The following is a 16,201-nucleotide window of genomic DNA, read 5'->3' on the forward strand; positions in this document are numbered from 1 at the left end:
AGGAAGGCCAATTTGATGCTAGAGTAAGGCCTCATCAACGGGACGAAGAGCCTGACAATGAGTACATCCCAAGCTACTACAATCACGCCGGTCTCCCAGGCCGGCACACTGCGCATGGCGGTTGCTGGTGCAGGCGCTATCGGCTGCACAGTCGCTGCCATGCTGGCCCAGGGCGGGCAACGTGTAAGTCTGCTGGCTCGCGGCGCGACCCTGGACGCTGTGCGAAAAAACGGCTTGCGGCTTCACCGCGGCAAGGACAGCTCACAAACCATCATCGCTTCGGTTACGGTCAGCGATAGTGCGGCTGATCTGGGGATCCAGGATGCAATTTTCATCTGCACCAAGGCCCACGATCTGGCCACGATCGCCGCTACGCTTCAACCGCTTATCGGCCCCGAAACCTGCATTATCCCCATGGTTAACGGTGTGCCGTGGTGGTATTTTCAGGCCTTGCCGGGACGAATGGCGGGCCGGCAGGTACATTCAGTAGACCCCGATGGCCGACTGTTGCAGCTGCTTCCCGCCAACCAGGTAATCGGGGCCGTCCAGTTTCTGACTGCCGAGCGTCTGGCCCCCGGTGTGGCCAGCTCTACCAATCATATGTTGGTCATACTCGGAGAAATCGACCATACCGAAACACCCCGGGCGGCCCGACTGGTGCAGGCGCTTAATGCAGCCGGCATCGAATCGCGACTGAACCCGCGCATTCGCGACCCGCTCTGGACGAAGATCATCGCCAATCTGTCGTCAAATCCCCTGTCGGTGCTCACCGGCGCCACACTTGATACGCTGTACAGCGACCCGCGCCTGTTGCCGATCGTACGAAAGATCATGAATGAATGCCTGGCGCTGGCGGCATCGTACGGCGCCCGTATCGATTTTGACCCGTCCAGCTTTATCGAACAGGCCCAGGGCATGGGGCCTGTGCGTACATCCATGCTGCAAGACGCGCTTTCCGGTCACCGTCTTGAATTGGCCGCCATTGGTGACGCCGTGCTTGAACTTGCACAGCTGCAAGGGATGCCCATGCCGGTTACCAGCGACATTCTCGCGATGACGCATTACCGCGACGATGCCGGGCGCGCACCGGCCACCTCGGCCTGATCCTTCCACCATTGCACAAGGTACCCCGATGACTCTGCAAGCCAAGACTCTCGCTTCTTTCAATGCCGGAAGGCCCGTCCATTGCAGTGACGAAGAATGGGCGCTGCGCACCGATCTGGCCTACTGCTATCACCTGATCGACTACATGGGATGGACCGAATCCATCTTCAACCACATTTCTGCACGCCTGCCCGGCCCTACTCATGAATACCTGGTCAATCCCTTCGGGCTGAATTACAGCGAAGTGACTCCCGCCAACCTGCTCAAGGTGGATATCAACGGCCACAAGGTCGAAGATTCGCCCTACGACGGGAACCCGGCCGGCTTTGCCTTGCATGCGGCCCTGCACGCGGCACGAGACGATATCCGCTGCATCATCCATACGCACACCACACCCATTTCGGCAGTTGCCCAAAAGCGGGACGGCTTCGACCACAACAGTTTTTACGGAGCGCAATTACGCGGCCGGGTTGGCTACCATGAATTTGAAGGCATCACCTTGTTCGACGACGAGAAGCCGCGAATGGTAGCCAGCCTGGGCCAAAAACACATTCTGGTGCTGCGCAATCATGGCGTTGCCGTTGCCGAAGGCAGTATCGCCAAGGCCTTTTTCCTGCTATGGACGGTACAGCGTGCTGCCGAGATTCAATGCATGTCGGCGGCGATGCCGGGCGAAGAAGTGCCCCTGTCGGCCGAGGTTCAGCAAAAATGCGCTGACCTTACCGCGATGCTTATTCGCGATAGTGGTTTTGCCGACAAGTTCTTCAAGGCCTCGGTACGCAAGATGCTTGGCGAGCACGGGCTGGATGCAGCAGCGCTTGCGCCCTAGTCCTTGAGCAGACGAGCCACCAACCGCGACGTGGCCGCAAAGTGGCCGGTAAGCAGACTGCAGGCAAGATCGGCGTCGCGCTGGACGATAGCCTCGACAATGGCGGCGTGCTCGGCGTCGACATCGCGCTGCTCGGCATGGCCTATGCCGGCCGATAAGGCCCGATAGCGTGCGGTTTGCTCGCGCATGGTGGCACAAAAGCGTTTCAGCCATTTCGACGGGCAACCCGAAATCAGGGTTTCATGAAAGGCGTCGTGCGCGCGTTCCCAGTCGGGATTGATGTTTTTTTCGGGGCCCTCAAGGTGCAAGGGCAGTCGCTTGAGCTGGTGGTAAGCTGCCAGCACTTGCCCTTCCCATTCGCCATCATGGCGCTCGATTGCCTCACGAAGGGCCAGTGACTCGAGCTTCTGCCGGGTTTGGGTGATGTCTTGCAGTTCTTCGTCGGACACATCCGAGACCCGGAACCCTTTTTGGTCGATCGCATCGATAAAGCCGGTATTGCACAGGCGGGACAGCGCTTCGCGCAACGGAATGGTACCGACGTCGTAACGCTCGGCAAGTTCGCGAATGCGCAATTTGGTCCCGGCCGGAAAAACCCCGTTTATCAGATCCTGGCGTATGGCCAGCTGCAAAGAGGAGGCCGTCGTGCGTGCGGTGGTGGGTTCGGAGCTCAATGTGTTGGTCTGCCTGATAGTACGCCTGTTAAACATGCACCAATTTTATTGTTATGTGCGCATTTTAGCCGTTTGACCTAAATTAATCTATAAAACTTGATTTTGTATATATTTTGGCATAGGATTTAACGGCAAACTTTTTCTTCCAGCACAGCTTTTAAAGAGGGGCACCCATGCGGTATGTATCCATAGAACTCAACGGCAAGCCTGCATTGGGCGTGCGCAACGGCCAGGGCGATATCGCCGTCATCGGCGACGAAAGCCTGGAATCGTTACTGGCCAAGGGCACCGATCTGGCTACCTACGCCAACAACCGCACTGCCACGCAAACTGTCAAAGCGGACGACGCCAAGTTTCTGCCACCCCTGTCCCGGCCCACCAAAATCATCTGTGTAGGCCTTAATTACGCCGATCACACGGCCGAAAGCCCATACGAGCAGCCCGACTATCCCACTCTTTTCCTGCGTGTAAATACCAGTCTTATTGGTCACAATCAGCCCATCGTCCGGCCCAGGGTGTCCGACTCCCTGGATTACGAAGGCGAAGTCGCCGTGGTGCTGGGCAAGGGTGGACGCCATATTTCCAAAGACGACGCGCTTGGCTGCGTAGCCGGTTACTCGATTTTCAACGACGGCTCGGTACGTGAGTATCAGTTCAAGGCGCCGCAATGGACAGTCGGCAAGAACTTTGACGCCACCGGAGGCTTCGGTCCCGATCTGGTCACGGCCGACGAACTTCCCGCCGGCGCCAAAGGTCTAAAAATCGAAACCCGCCTGAACGGCAACGTCGTGCAGTCAGCCAGCACGTCTGACATGATTTTTGACGTGGCCACGCTCATTTCGATCATCAGCGAAGCCATCACCCTTGAGGCCGGCGACGTCATTGTATCGGGCACCCCCGCCGGCATTGGCTGGGCTCGCGACCCCAAACTGATAATGCGCGATGGCGACGTATGCGAAGTCACAGTCGAAAAACTGGGCACGCTACGTAATCCCATCGTGGACGAAGCCTAAATCCAGACCAGGGGGCAAAAAATATAAAAAGGCCCCCATTACTATCCGACGCACCGGAGGAAGACATGACAGCTCAATCCGTCGGCAGTGCAGCCGTCCATTCCATTGACCATTTTGCCCTTAACGTGCCGTCTCTCGAGCAGGCCGAGCATTTCTACGAGAATTTCGGCCTTACCGTCACACGCCACGACGGCGAGCTCCATCTGCACGCCGCTGACAATCATCGCTGGGGTCGCCTGCTTGCATCCGACCACAAATCGCTTGCCTACCTGAGCTTTGCCTGCCATAAAGGCGAGCTGGAAACCATCAGGGCTCAGGCGCAGGCTGCAGGCGCCGATTTCAACCGCGACTCTTCTCTTAAAACCGGTGAAGGCATCTGGTTCCACGACCCCGACGGCAACCTGATCCAGGTCAAGGAGGGGGCCCGCACCATGCCTACCTCCAAGACACCTTTCCACGTACCGGTCGCCCAGGAAAACCAGCGCGGCGCATACTCACGCTCGGAAGGTGGCCGTGTGCAACCTCGTCGTCTGTCGCATGTGCTGCTATTTACCCCCGACGTCCTGCGCGCCACCGCGTTCTACGACAAGGCCCTGGGCCTGAGGCTGTCGGACAAGTCGCAGGACATCATCGCATTCACTCACGCCCCTCACGGCTGCGACCATCACATCCTGGCTTTCGCCAAAAGCCCCGCAAAGGGCTTTCACCATTGCTCATGGGACGTCGCCACGCTCGACGATGTCGGACGCGGTGCAGACCAGATGGGTGCAGCCGGCTACAAGAAAGGCTGGGGTGTGGGCCGGCATGTGCTTGGGTCCAATTATTTCCACTACGTGCAAGACCCCTGGGGATCGTTCTCGGAGTACTCGGCCGATATCGACTACGTGGCCGCCGGCACGCAGTGGGAGGCCGGCGAGTATCCGCCCGAAGATTCCATGTATTTGTGGGGCCCCGACGTTCCCGATTACTTCATCGTCAACACCGAAACCCCGGCCGAAGAAACTCAGGCCTGAACGGCCTCTTCGGCATCCAGGCCCAGGTAGGCCCGCCGCAGTTCGGGGCGGGCCAAAAGTTCGTCCGGGGTTCCTGTCGCGACAATACGGCCTTCTTCGAGCACGGCAGCCCGCTGTGCCACCTGCAGGGCCATTGTCACGTTCTGCTCGACCAGCAGCACGGCCATGCCTTCGGAATGGATATCGCGGATGACCCGGAACATATCCAGCACGATGCTGGGCGCCAAGCCCAGCGAAGGTTCGTCCAGCAGCAGCAGTCGTGGCTTGGCCATCAGCGCGCGCCCAATAGCCACCATTTGCTGCTGCCCCCCCGACAGTGAACCGGCGGGGTCTTCGAGCTTGGGCACCAATGCCGGAAACAGATGGCAGACGCGCTCGAGCGAATCTGCGCGATGCGCCTTGGCAGCACTAATGTAGCTGCCCAGCTCGAGGTTTTCGCGTACCGTCATTTCGGTGAAAAGTCGCCGGCCTTCTGGAACCAGAGCAATGCCGGCCGCACAGAAGCGGTGCGATGACAGGCGGGATATATCCTTGCCGTCGAAGACAAGCTTGCCGGCGCTGATGCGATTCAAGCCGGCGATAGCGTTGATTAAAGTGGTCTTGCCTGCACTATTGGGGCCCACGACACATAGGAGTTCCCCAGCGCCGACCTCAAGCGATACATCCCACAATGCCGTTGCCGCGCCGTATGCAACACGAATCGATTGGACCTCAAGCATGGGCGTGGACTCCTGAAACGTTGGCTGCGTGTTCGTCTTCGATGGGTTTGCCCAAATAGGCCGACACGACTTCGGGGCGACTCATGACGTGCTGGGGTTCACCCTCGGCCAGAACCAGCCCCTGGTCGAACACAACGATACGGTCACACAAGGCCATGACTGCCCGCATGACGTGTTCGACAAATAATATGGTTGTACCCTGTTCACGAATACGGTGGATTAGGGCCACGGCCTCATCGATTTCAGAGGGCGTAAGACCGGACAGGACTTCGTCGAGCATCAGCAGTTCGGGTTTGGCCGCCAAAGCGCGGGCGAACTCCAGGAACTTGCGCTGATGCAGGTTGAGATCGTCGGGCAAGGCATGCGCCCGGCCGGCCAGACCGGTAAATTCCAGCCATTGCCAGGCGTCTTCTTCGGCCTGTCGACGTTCGGTAAGCTGGCCACCGAACATGGCAGGCAAGGCTACGTTTTCCAGGACACTCAGGTGGGCGAACGGGCGCGGTATCTGATAGGTACGAGAAATACCGCAACGAGCCACCAGATGGGCGTCTTTACCGACAAGCTCGTTGCCCTTGAATACGATACTGCCCGCCGTGGCCGGAAAATGGCCACTGACAACGTTGATGAATGTGGACTTGCCCGAGCCGTTCGGGCCAAGCAAGCCAAGAATTTCTCCGCGATACACCGACAAATTGACGCCCTTTAGCGCACGTACGCCGCGGAAGGACTTGGCCACGTCTTTGGCGACCAGCAACACCTCTGATGAGCCCGACGCAGCCGCCCTGCGCCCGGGTGCCGCCGGCGCGGCGTCCGCGAGGCCGACGGCGGCATCTTCAGGCCGGGGCGAAGCCGGCACGGAATCAGTGCCTGCTTCAGCAGCTTCCAACTGCTGATTGATGGCAGATGGCGGTAATGATGCCTGCGCAGCATGATCTTGGGATTTGGATGCCTGCCCAGCACGATCTTGGGATTTGGATGCCCGCGCAGCACGATCTTGGGGTTTGCGCCCGAAACGTTTGAGCGCCTGGCCCAGGATACCCTCGGGCATGAACAGGATGACCACAATAAGGATTACGCCCATGGCGACCTTGCCGATAACGGCGCTGTCGCCTGCAGTAAAGCTGTACAGCAGCAATGTAATGACCAGCGCACCCACCGCGGGGCCGAGCCAGTGGCGTGTTCCGCCCAGCACGCTCATCAGGACAACCGTAAGCGGCATGGCGACCGTGAACACATCGCCTGTGGTGACGTACGAGACAAACATGGCTTGAATGCCACCCACCACGCCCGCCAAGGCACAAGAAAGCCCAAATGCGGCAACCTTGTACTTGAAAGTGGGTACTCCCAACACTTCGGCGACGTCTTCATCATCGTGAATGGCGAAGAGCCCGGTGCCAAAACGGGCGTAATAGATCAGCAACGCGATGACCAGCGTGCCGACGGCAGCGCCCAGCGCAAGCAAATAGAAGGTGCCGGACGGTGAAGGGCCGAAGTCGGGCATGGGCACAGCGCTTAAATACACACCCTGCCCGCCATCGATCAGGGGGACGTTGAGCACGATGGTGGCAACCACGAAGGTGGCAGCGAGCGTCAGCAAGGCAAAGAGCTCGCCGCGTACCGCCTTGACACGGAACGACACTGCCCCCAGCACGATTCCGAACAGGGCGGCAAACGCCGCAGCCACTGGAAGCGTCCACAGAAACGGTACGTCGAACTGGCTGGTAAGGGTGGCCGTGGTGTACATGCCAATGCCGTAGAAAGCACCGTGGCCAAACGAAAAATAGCCTGAATAGCCCGACAAAATATTCCAGGACGTTGCCAGTGCAACCCAATGGAAGATCAGGTACAGAACAGATTCATAAAAAGCCGGCAGCCCCAGATACGGCACGATGGCCAGCAACACGCCGGCGAGCAGGACGAGTGTTAGAGAACGACGCATGATCAAGCCCTACCTGGACGGACTAGCAATACAAGGATAAGTAGCGAGAAGGACACCAGCGGCGCCAGCGAAGGCGAAGCCACCGCCATGGTGACCGCTTCGGACACACCGATGATGCATCCCGCGATAAGTGGACCCATCGGGCGTCCGAGCCCGCCGAGCATGACGGCCGCAAACACTACGCCAATCCAGGTATAGATTTGAGATGGAGCAAGGGTATAGCTGAGCGCAATGCAAACGCCTGCAATACCCGCCAACGCTGCATTAAGCCCCGAAAGCAATAAAGCCAGCGCGCGTTGATTGATGCCAAATGCCGCAGCAATGGGTGCATCTTCGGCAGCTGCGCGTAACGCCTTGCCGATATCACTGCGTTTGAGCACCAGCCAGGCGGCAACCGCAATGCCAACGCTGAGCCCCAAGGTGATTAATTCGGGAAGCGGCAGAAACAGTTCGCCCACACGGTAGCGATGCTCGGCGTAGCTGGATTCAAGCCTTCGGTAATCGGCTGTCCAGATCCATTGCAACACCGCCTCGATGATGATGGTAAGGCCGAAGGTGATCAGCAAGGAGTTGAAGGGCGTGACCTTGAAATGCGACAACACCCAGTGCACGGCAATGCCGAACACGAAAAACAACGGGACAATCATCAGCAGGGTCAGCATGGGGTCGACGCCCCCATAGCTGGCCAGCTGATAGGTAAGGTACGCACCCAAAAACGCCAGGGCGAAGTGCGCCAGATTGATCTGGCGCAACATGCCCCAGGACAGGCTTAGCCCAAGCCCCAAAAGTCCATATAACGCGCCGGTGAAAATGCCCGCCAGAATGGACTGGGCCAACAAGGTGGAGCTTGGTAGTGTCATCTGCTAAGCAACGAATTTAGGTTCCGTGATTACTTGGTACGAAGTTTGGCGCCCGGAGCAGCCCATTCGGTGGGCCATACCGTGACCCACTTGCCGTCCTGCACCTGCTTGATGCGCCCAAGGTCATCACCGAAGTTGCCGCGCTCGTTGAACCGCTGCTTACCTTGAATAGTGTCGACAGTATTGTTGCGTAGCCATTCGGCCATCTTCTCGTCGTCGAGAGAATTGGTGGCCTTGACTGCCGCTTCGAGAATTTGCCACGCCGAAAACGATGCCGCAGCCTGCACCTCGACTGCCGTGTCCGGCAGGTTGGCCTTGGTGGCGCGCACTGCGTATTCCTTGACGAACTTGTCGGCCACCGGGTTATCGGTAAACGGAGGATGCGCCTCGAAGACCGTAAGGGACAATGCACCGTTGGCCTCGGGAGCCTTCAGCATGGGAGCCGGTGCCGGATACAGGTGGAAGTGATTGCGCGGGATGTAATCGATTTTTTTGAGTGCGTCGAGCAACATGACGCCTTCGAGACCCAGGCCGCCCACCCAAAGCAGGTCGGGATCAGCTTCTTTGATGCGACCCGCAATCGGCGCGTAATCGCGATTGCCGAAATCCCATTCAAGGAACAGGACTTCTTCGAGGCCCTTGTTTTTGACGACTTCGCGGGCACCCAGTGATACGAAGTGGACCGACGGAAACTTGCTGGTAACGACGGCCACGCGTTTTGGCGGGTTGTCGGACTGCGCCATCATATCGAGCAACATGGTAGGCGTGGTGGTTTCGGGGTCGGGCCCAAGCGACCATGCCGGGAACTGGCGCTCGTACTTTGCAAGCTTGGGAATGCCAAACGTGTGATGCACCAGCATCTTGTTGTAGCGTTGTGCTACGCCCATGGCGGAAAGAATGTTTCCGGTGGCGTACGGGCCGATCAGGAGATCGACCTTGTCGGATGTGACAAGCTGCTCGTACAGGGTGCGTGCTACATCAGGCTTTGACTGATCGTCTTTCAGAACCCACTCGACGGGCCGGCCCAGCAGACCTCCGCGTGCATTCAGGTCGTCTATGTAGATTTCGCCGGTAAGCTTGTGGACCAGGCCGGTAGAGGCCAAGGGGCCGGTCAGGGCCAGGGTGCCACCGATGCGAATGGGGTCGCCCGAAGGCTTGCCGCCTGACTGCGCAAACGCCTTGGATGCAAGTGTGCCTGCACCCATTGCACTGACAGCGGCTAAAAAGGCACGTCGATCGATCGTCATGTTTTGTCTCCTGTTGGATGCCTGTCTAGCGGATTATTGTTTGGATTTGGCGAAACTCTGTGGCTTCGTTAGTAGGATTACGTCACGAGTTGCTTTATGAAGCAAGCTCTATGTAAGTATCATATTAAAAAAACGATCAAAATATACAAACCTGCCAAAAGTATATATTGCCGACCTGAAAAGGACATCAGGGTTTCCATGCATACGGGCTGGGAGCCATCAAAAAAAGGAGACAGGCATGGACAGCATCACCGATCTCGACGCCGTAGCGCTATCCCGATTTATACGGAGCAAGCAGCTGTCGTGTGTTGAGGTCATGCAGTCTTACCTTCAGCAGATAAACCGGTTGAATCCGACATTCAATGCCATCGTGTCGTTACGCCCTGCCGACGAACTGTTGAGCGAGGCGGCTGAATACGACCGCATGCTGGCTGGCGGCAAGTACATGGGGTGGATGCACGGCATGCCCCAGGCGCCCAAAGACGTGACCCTTACGCGCGGACTGCGCACCACCTTTGGCTCGCCCCTGCTGCAAGACTTTGTGCCCGACACCGATGCGCCGGTGGTTGCCCGCATGCGGGCCGCCGGATCAATTTTTATCGGCAAGACGAACGTGCCTGAGTTCGCGCTGGGGTCGCAAACCTACAACCCGATATTCGGGCCAACGCGAAACGCCTTGAATCCTGCGCTGACGGCAGGCGGCTCCAGCGGCGGCGCAGCAGTAGCCCTGGCGCTTGGCATGCTGCCGGTGGCGGACGGCAGCGACATGATGGGTTCCCTGCGTAACCCCGCTGCCTTCAACAATGTATATGGCTTGCGTCCTTCGCACGGTCGGGTTCCATCTGGCAGCCCCGATCTGTTCTGCCAGCAACTGGCCACCGACGGCCCTATGGCCAGAAACGTCACCGACCTGGCAATGCTGCTGCTGACACAGGCCGGTCACGATATATATGACCCGTTTTCGCTACGCGATGCACTGCCCGCTGAACCCGCAACGGTTTCCCCCGACGACCTGCTTGCAGCGGGCACCCTCGAACGAGACTTTGACGGCGTCAGAATCGGCTGGCTGGGCGACCTGGACGGGCATTTGCCATTCCAGCCAGGTGTGCTTGAGCTGTGCGAAGCGTCGCTGGCAACCTTCGATACCGTAGGCGCCACGGTTGACGCCGTGAAGCCGCCGTTTTCTCCGGCACAGCTTTGGGATACGTGGTTGACGTGGCGACACTATCTGCTGGCCGGAACACTGGGCGTGCACTACGCCGACCCAAAACGTCGCGCAAAGCTGAAACCCGAAGCCATCTGGGAAATAGAGCAGGGTCTGGACATGCCCGCGTCGCAGCTGTTCAAGGCATCAATGGCGCGATCAGCCATTTATCGCACGGTCATGCAGTTATTCGAAAGTGTGGAATTTCTGGTGCTGCCGGCCGCACAGGTGTTTCCATTTGATGTAGACACACATTGGCCGAAGGAGATTAACGGCCGGACCATGGACACCTACCATCGCTGGATGGAGGTCACGATACTGGCAACGCTAATGGGGTGCCCGGCACTGAGTGTTCCCGCCGGCTTAAACGCACAGGGTCTGCCCTCGGGACTGCAAATTCTTGGCAGGCCAGGATCGGATTGGCAGGTATTGCAGTTGGGGCGGGCGTGGGAAGAAGCGATGGGTAAGCCTGCATAAATACAGGCTTCCCGGAGATTACTACCAACAGCTTTTAACTGGTGTTCGCTAGAACGGAATATCGTCGTCCAGATCGGCCAGGTTGGCTGCGGGTGCGCCTTGTGGCGACGCCGGCCGCTGCTGCTGCGCAGGACGCTGGGGACGCTGTTGCTGCCCGCCGCCGTAATCACCCATGGGCGCATCGCCCATGTTGTCGGCGCGCCCGCCCAGCATCTGCATCTGGTCGGCCACGATTTCGGTGGAATAGCGATCGGCGCCTGTTTCCTTGTCTTGCCATTTGCGTGTTTTAAGGCGACCTTCTACATAAACCGAACGGCCCTTGCGAAGGTACTCGCCGGCGATTTCGGCCAGGCGGTTATAGAACACGACGCGATGCCACTCGGTTTCTTCGCGACGTTCGCCAGTGGCCTTGTCTTTCCATTGAGAAGTGGTGGCGATAGACACGTTGCATATCGCGGCACCGTCCGGGCTGTAGCGAACTTCGGGATCGCGTCCCAAGTTGCCGACGAGAATGACTTTATTGACTGAGGCCATGACAGTACCCTTAAGATTTGAATTCAGATTACCGCTATTATCGACGATTTTCGGGCCGCCCTCGCAAACCTTACGCACATCTACGCGCGCTGAAATTGCCCACCAGGCGTATTGAGCTCGTGGCGCCCGCTACGTCGTCAGCTTTACTACCATACTAACAAACCGGCGGCATCTGCCGGCACCGGTGGCTGACGTGGGCGACCCCGGCGTCACCCCGCCAAATCGGCCCTTGGCCCTTTATTTATTGTGCGATATGTCGCGTAGCCTGCTGCTGACGATACTCCCTTGGAGACACTCCAAACTGCTTGCGAAAGGCCCGGCTGAAATGCGCAACGTCGTTAAAGCCCCAGTAATAGGCGATTTCGCCGATGGAGCGCCCGCCGGCCATGGGCACGGCAAGCTCGGCACGACAGCGTTCGAGCCGGCTGCGCAGCACCCGCCTCATGAGGGATTCTTCTTCGTCTGAAAACAGTTCGTAGACGTAGCGCGTCGACAAGCCCACCCCCGCAGCAATGGAAGAAGCCGAAAGGTCGCTGTCGCGCAGATTGTCCTGCATGTATCGCAAGATCCGTTGTTTGTGCAGTTGTTTCAGCCGTGAGGGCGGCACCGGCTGGTCGATGGTAAGGCTGCTTAGTGCCGCTGTCAGCACATACGGCAGCGACTCTGCAATTCGATCGGCAGTTTCTTCGTTCAGAACCGAGGCCAGACGGAACATTCCATCGAGCAAGCCACTGAATAAGGCACCCGGTCCCTGGCGGCCATTGATCACCCGAGCTGTGTAGTGGTCGAAATCCGGCACAAGATTGCGCAGTTCTTCGGGCTCCAGGTATACGGAATGGGTAAGGATTTCGCCGGTCTCGATAAAAAATTGACGCTGGGGATCGACCATGAATATGTCGCCCGCCTCGACCCGGCACTCCCGGCCGTCCTGGTGAACCAGGGCGACGCCTTCTTTCTGCAAGGTAACCAATAGACGATTGGACCGCTGGCCCACGGCAAGGGAGGACGTGGAATGAGGCGAAAATCGCAATGATGCGAAGCGCAATTTACGTCCCCGATAGGCCGAGATCGTGGCCTCGAACGGATTTTCGTCTTCGGACCTGACCACCAGGCCAACCGAAAACATCGACTCCATATGTTGCTGAAAACTCAAGGGGCACTGAGCGCTATATTGCGAGCCCTGTACGCCCTGATCTTGCACTTGAGTCATAGCTTAATCTCACTGAACGGACCGCCATCTCAAAATGCAGCGCTCTATCCATTGCAACAACATAGAGGCGCCAAACCCGATAACACCCAACATTACCACGCCGGCATACAGCTCGGGAGTACGGTATGAACGCTGGGCCATAAGGATGCTCTGACCCAAACCCGGCAACGACGCCTGCATTTCGGTAACCACCGCCAGGATAAGCGCGATGGCCAGACCAACACGTGCCCCGGCCAGAATATCAGGCATGGCGCTTGGCAGCGATACCTTCCTGAAACGGTCCCACACGTTCATGCGCATGGCGTCGGCCACCTCGAGCAGGCGCGGCTCTACAGACGAGAAACCTTGAACGGCGGCCAGAAGCACCGGCCAGATCGAGCCAAATGCAATCACCGCCGTGGACATTTTGTTGGTAAGGCCAAAGGCCAGAATGGCCACCGGGATAATCGCCGACGCCGGCATCGGGCGCAGGAACTCAAGCGTAGGCGTAAAAAGCTGCCGGCTGATGCGCGAGCCAGCGATCAATGCACCCAGACCCACACCCAGCACAGACGCAAGCAGCCAGCCGTAGAACATACGCACCACGGTTTGTGAAAACGGCTCCCAGATTCTTCCGCTGACAATCTGGGACCAGAGCTCTGCGAAACTGCGGGAAGGCGAAGGGAAGAACAACGGCGAGATGACTTCAAGCATTGCCAGCAGTTGCCATACCGCCAACAGAAATACCGCAAAGCCAATTGCACCGATGCGGTAAAGCCAGCGTCTGCGCGCGCTCATGTCCGCTCCTTGGTGCGCTGGGCACGATACGCCGGAGAGCAGATATTGATGAGTGCCTGGCTGCCGGCGCTAAGCCCCCAACCGACCACACCAATCCACAGCAGCTGCGCATACATCTGGTCGAATCGCATCGCTTGCTGCGCCGACATCATGCCGTGGCCGAGCCCGCGTGGATTAAGCACGATCTCGACCGTTACCGCCACAACCAGAGAAATTGCCAGGGCAAGCTGCAATCCGACGGCGATGCGCGCCAGTGCCGCCGGCAGAATTATCTTGACCATGCGCTGCCAGGCGGTCATCTCGAGTACCCGCGCCACATTGAGCAAAGACGGATCGACGCTTCGTACGGCCGAAATCGTGACGATAAGAATCGGCCATAAGCATGCGAACGCCACTACGGAGGCTTCCATTCGCACACCAAAGCCAAAAATCATCAGGGCCAGGGGTATCAGCGCCACTGATGGCACAGGGCGCATCGCGTCTATGGAAGGCCCCACCACCCTTTCGAGCCAGGGCATCAGTCCAAGTACAACACCAGCAAACAAGCCCATGACGGCAGCTATCAGGAAGCCCAGGAGCGCGGCCTCGAAGGTTTCGACCGTTGCCACCAACAAGGTGCCGTCCGTGAGCCCGTGGTATAGCGCGACCGCGACATCCAGCGGCCGGGACAGGGAATCCATGCGCAGGCTCTCGATATGCCAGAGCAACTCCCAGATAATTACCAGTACCGCAGGGATGAGTGCGCCGAGCCAGCGAGTCGGCATCAGTGCCCCTCCAGCAATCCGAACAGTTCGTGACGCAGAGCGAGAAACCGGGGGTCTTCGCGAGTAGTCAACTGGTGACGGGGACGGGGAATATTGACCGGAATTTCCTTGAGGATGCGGCCGGGATTGCTGGCCAGAACGATGACCCTATCGCCCAGGTAAATTGCCTCTTCAAGGTCGTGGGTGATGAACACTACTGTTGTGCCATGAGCTTCGGCCAGATGGGCGACTTCGTCCTGCAGGCCCTGACGTGTGATGGCGTCAAGCGCGCCGAAGGGTTCGTCCATCAGAAGCAGGGTGGGATCCTGGGCAAGACAACGCGCAATCTGCACCCGCTGCTGCATGCCCCCTGACAGCTGGCTGGGATATTGGTCAATAGCATGGGACAGGCCCATTGTTGCCGCAAGCTGTGCGATACGTTGAGAATGCTGAGCTTTGGGGAGGCCGCATGTCTCGAGGGCCAGAGCGATATTGCCGGCCACCGTGCGCCACGGCAGCAACGCACGGCTGTAATCCTGAAACACGATGGCGCGTTCGCGAGAGGGGGCAGTGACAGACTTTCCGTAGAAGTCGACACGCCCCGCAGTGGGACGCGCCAGACCGGCCAGCAGACGCAGCAAGGTTGTTTTGCCGCAGCCCGAGGCACCCACGATACAAAGGAATTCGCCGGCGGCTACAGACAGATCCATATCTTTAATGACCATGCGGCTGGTGGCGCCTTCGCCAAACGCCATCCCCAGGCCGTGAACCCGAATCGCCGGCATATCCGAATGTGCGGCGTGCAATGCACCTGCCCTTTCGTGTAAATCGTTATGGAGCATAAAAGCTTCCTGCGACGTTCGCTCCTGAATATTCTGTGTGCCAAAACGCCTGCGGGCAAGAGGTGAAACCCGCAGACGATGGCACGTGTCCAGAAACGGGAGACTAGGGATAGACCAAGCCTGACGTATCAGCGACCTTGTCGGCGAAACCTACCTCCTTGAAGATCTCGGCGTAGATCTTGAGTTCGGCCGGATCGACTTCAAGCGAATAGGGCACCTTCAGCTGGGTCGAATATCCCAGGTACTTTTTCTCGATTTCGCGGGCCTGATCGGGGTTGGCACGGATAAACTCCAGCGCTTCGACCAGGGATTTACGGAACGCCGGGGCCACCGAGGGATTGGCGTCCAGCCACTTCCGGCTGCCGGCCCAGACAGGGCCAAGAATATCCTCGTTGACTTCGGCAATGTACTCAGCTACGCGATAGCCGGTCTTGTCCGATACGATGGCCGTGCGAAACGGTTCCAACACAGGCACAGCGTCGATCGTCCCGGCCTTCAGCAGATCTTTCATCTGCGGAAACGGCGCCTCGACTATCGCCACCTTCGATACATCTGCCCCCTTGTCGATCAGCCACTTGCGGAAAAGTACGTCAGCCACGCTGCGAATACCCGGAACGCCGACTTTTTTACCTTCCAGATCTTTCGCGGTCTTGATATCGGCGCCCTCTCGAGCCACGACACTGAAAAACGCAGCATCCTTGGTGAAACGGGTGGCTCCGGCGACGGCGACCAGATCCAGCCCGGACATCGAGGTATCAATCAGTGCGGTTGGCGTTGTGGCGCCGATGTTCAGGCTGCCCGACATAATGGCTGCCGGAATATTTGAAACGATGACAATCTTGGACAAAGAAACGTCCAGACCATTTTTGTCGAAAATTCCTGTGTCCTTGGCTACCATGGCCGGCAACCAGTCGGCCGCCGGCGGATAACCTACTGCGACCTTTACGGGCTCGGCAGCCGCTACACCAAGGCCGAACCCCGCTACCGCAATTACCCATTTGATGAACTTGTTCATG

16 protein-coding genes are annotated in these 16,201 nt (G+C 58.4%); 5 read left to right on the forward strand and 11 right to left on the reverse strand.

Annotated elements, in window-relative coordinates:
• Nucleotides 1–57: 57 nt before the first annotated feature.
• Entirely contained in the window at nucleotides 58–1,104 is a 1,047-nt protein-coding gene (locus Q1J88_RS04910) for a 2-dehydropantoate 2-reductase (RefSeq protein ID WP_301116443.1), read from the forward strand.
• Between the two features lie 28 nt (nucleotides 1,105–1,132).
• Nucleotides 1,133–1,933: a class II aldolase/adducin family protein gene (locus Q1J88_RS04915; RefSeq protein ID WP_301116444.1), complete on the forward strand. Its 801-nt coding sequence runs from the start codon at nucleotides 1,133–1,135 to the stop codon at nucleotides 1,931–1,933.
• Here Q1J88_RS04915 and Q1J88_RS04920 read toward each other — a convergent pair.
• Nucleotides 1,930–2,607 carry an FCD domain-containing protein gene (locus tag Q1J88_RS04920; protein ID WP_301116445.1) on the reverse strand — a complete coding sequence of 226 codons (678 nt, stop codon included), beginning with the start codon at nucleotides 2,605–2,607 and terminating at the stop codon, nucleotides 1,930–1,932. The genes Q1J88_RS04915 and Q1J88_RS04920 overlap by 4 nt on opposite strands.
• Nucleotides 2,608–2,780: 173 nt before the next feature.
• Here Q1J88_RS04920 and Q1J88_RS04925 point away from each other — a divergent pair, with 173 nt between their 5' ends.
• Both Q1J88_RS04925 and Q1J88_RS04930 read left to right on the forward strand, forming a co-directional pair.
• On the forward strand, nucleotides 2,781–3,620 hold the full coding sequence (locus tag Q1J88_RS04925) for a fumarylacetoacetate hydrolase family protein (protein ID WP_301116446.1): 840 nt from the start codon (nucleotides 2,781–2,783) through the stop codon (nucleotides 3,618–3,620).
• 65 nt (nucleotides 3,621–3,685) lie between these two features.
• Nucleotides 3,686–4,633, forward strand: coding sequence for a VOC family protein (locus Q1J88_RS04930; RefSeq protein WP_301116448.1), 948 nt, complete (start codon nucleotides 3,686–3,688; stop codon nucleotides 4,631–4,633).
• On the opposite strand, the gene Q1J88_RS04935 is transcribed toward Q1J88_RS04930, so the two are convergent.
• The 4 genes from Q1J88_RS04935 to Q1J88_RS04950 are packed head-to-tail and all read right to left on the reverse strand — an operon-like array spanning nucleotide 4,624 to nucleotide 9,398.
• On the reverse strand, nucleotides 4,624–5,352 hold the full coding sequence (locus Q1J88_RS04935; RefSeq protein WP_301116449.1) for an ABC transporter ATP-binding protein: 729 nt from the start codon (nucleotides 5,350–5,352) through the stop codon (nucleotides 4,624–4,626). The two genes, Q1J88_RS04930 and Q1J88_RS04935, sit on opposite strands and share 10 nt — an antisense overlap.
• Nucleotides 5,345–7,291, reverse strand: a complete 1,947-nt coding sequence (locus tag Q1J88_RS04940) for a branched-chain amino acid ABC transporter ATP-binding protein/permease (RefSeq protein ID WP_301116450.1) — start codon at nucleotides 7,289–7,291, stop codon at nucleotides 5,345–5,347. Before Q1J88_RS04940 ends, Q1J88_RS04935 begins: the two co-directional genes overlap by 8 nt.
• A gap of 2 nt (nucleotides 7,292–7,293) precedes the next feature.
• Nucleotides 7,294–8,151 (reverse strand): branched-chain amino acid ABC transporter permease, encoded by an 858-nt coding sequence (locus Q1J88_RS04945; protein ID WP_301116451.1) that lies wholly within the window; start codon nucleotides 8,149–8,151, stop codon nucleotides 7,294–7,296.
• 29 nt (nucleotides 8,152–8,180) lie between these two features.
• A complete protein-coding gene (locus Q1J88_RS04950; RefSeq protein WP_301116452.1) occupies nucleotides 8,181–9,398 on the reverse strand; it encodes an amino acid ABC transporter substrate-binding protein in 1,218 nt (405 codons plus the stop codon).
• A gap of 202 nt (nucleotides 9,399–9,600) precedes the next feature.
• Between Q1J88_RS04950 and Q1J88_RS04955 the strand changes: the two genes are divergently transcribed.
• Nucleotides 9,601–11,079 (forward strand): amidase, encoded by a 1,479-nt coding sequence (locus Q1J88_RS04955; protein ID WP_301116501.1) that lies wholly within the window; start codon nucleotides 9,601–9,603, stop codon nucleotides 11,077–11,079.
• 48 nt (nucleotides 11,080–11,127) lie between these two features.
• Here Q1J88_RS04955 and ssb read toward each other — a convergent pair whose 3' ends face one another.
• The 6 genes from ssb to Q1J88_RS04985 form a co-directional block, all read right to left on the reverse strand.
• Nucleotides 11,128–11,613, reverse strand: a complete 486-nt coding sequence (gene ssb / locus Q1J88_RS04960; protein ID WP_301116453.1) for a single-stranded DNA-binding protein — start codon at nucleotides 11,611–11,613, stop codon at nucleotides 11,128–11,130.
• 241 nt (nucleotides 11,614–11,854) lie between these two features.
• Nucleotides 11,855–12,823: a helix-turn-helix domain-containing protein gene (locus tag Q1J88_RS04965; protein ID WP_301116455.1), complete on the reverse strand. Its 969-nt coding sequence runs from the start codon at nucleotides 12,821–12,823 to the stop codon at nucleotides 11,855–11,857.
• Nucleotides 12,824–12,832: 9 nt separating this feature from the next.
• Nucleotides 12,833–13,600: an ABC transporter permease gene (locus Q1J88_RS04970; RefSeq protein WP_301116456.1), complete on the reverse strand. Its 768-nt coding sequence runs from the start codon at nucleotides 13,598–13,600 to the stop codon at nucleotides 12,833–12,835.
• The gene (locus Q1J88_RS04975; RefSeq protein WP_301116457.1) at nucleotides 13,597–14,364 is read right to left on the reverse strand and encodes an ABC transporter permease; all 768 of its coding nucleotides are present in this window, start codon (nucleotides 14,362–14,364) and stop codon (nucleotides 13,597–13,599) included. The genes Q1J88_RS04970 and Q1J88_RS04975 overlap by 4 nt, the downstream gene beginning before the upstream one ends.
• Entirely contained in the window at nucleotides 14,364–15,068 is a 705-nt protein-coding gene (locus Q1J88_RS04980; RefSeq protein ID WP_301116502.1) for an ABC transporter ATP-binding protein, read from the reverse strand. The genes Q1J88_RS04975 and Q1J88_RS04980 overlap by 1 nt, the downstream gene beginning before the upstream one ends.
• A 220-nt stretch (nucleotides 15,069–15,288) precedes the next feature.
• Complete coding sequence (locus tag Q1J88_RS04985) at nucleotides 15,289–16,200, reverse strand: ABC transporter substrate-binding protein (RefSeq protein WP_301116458.1); 912 nt, start codon at nucleotides 16,198–16,200, stop codon at nucleotides 15,289–15,291.
• Nucleotide 16,201: the final 1 nt, after the last annotated feature.

This window comes from Pusillimonas sp., assembly GCF_029263785.1.
In the GTDB taxonomy this organism is placed as follows: domain Bacteria; phylum Pseudomonadota; class Gammaproteobacteria; order Burkholderiales; family Burkholderiaceae_B; genus Pusillimonas.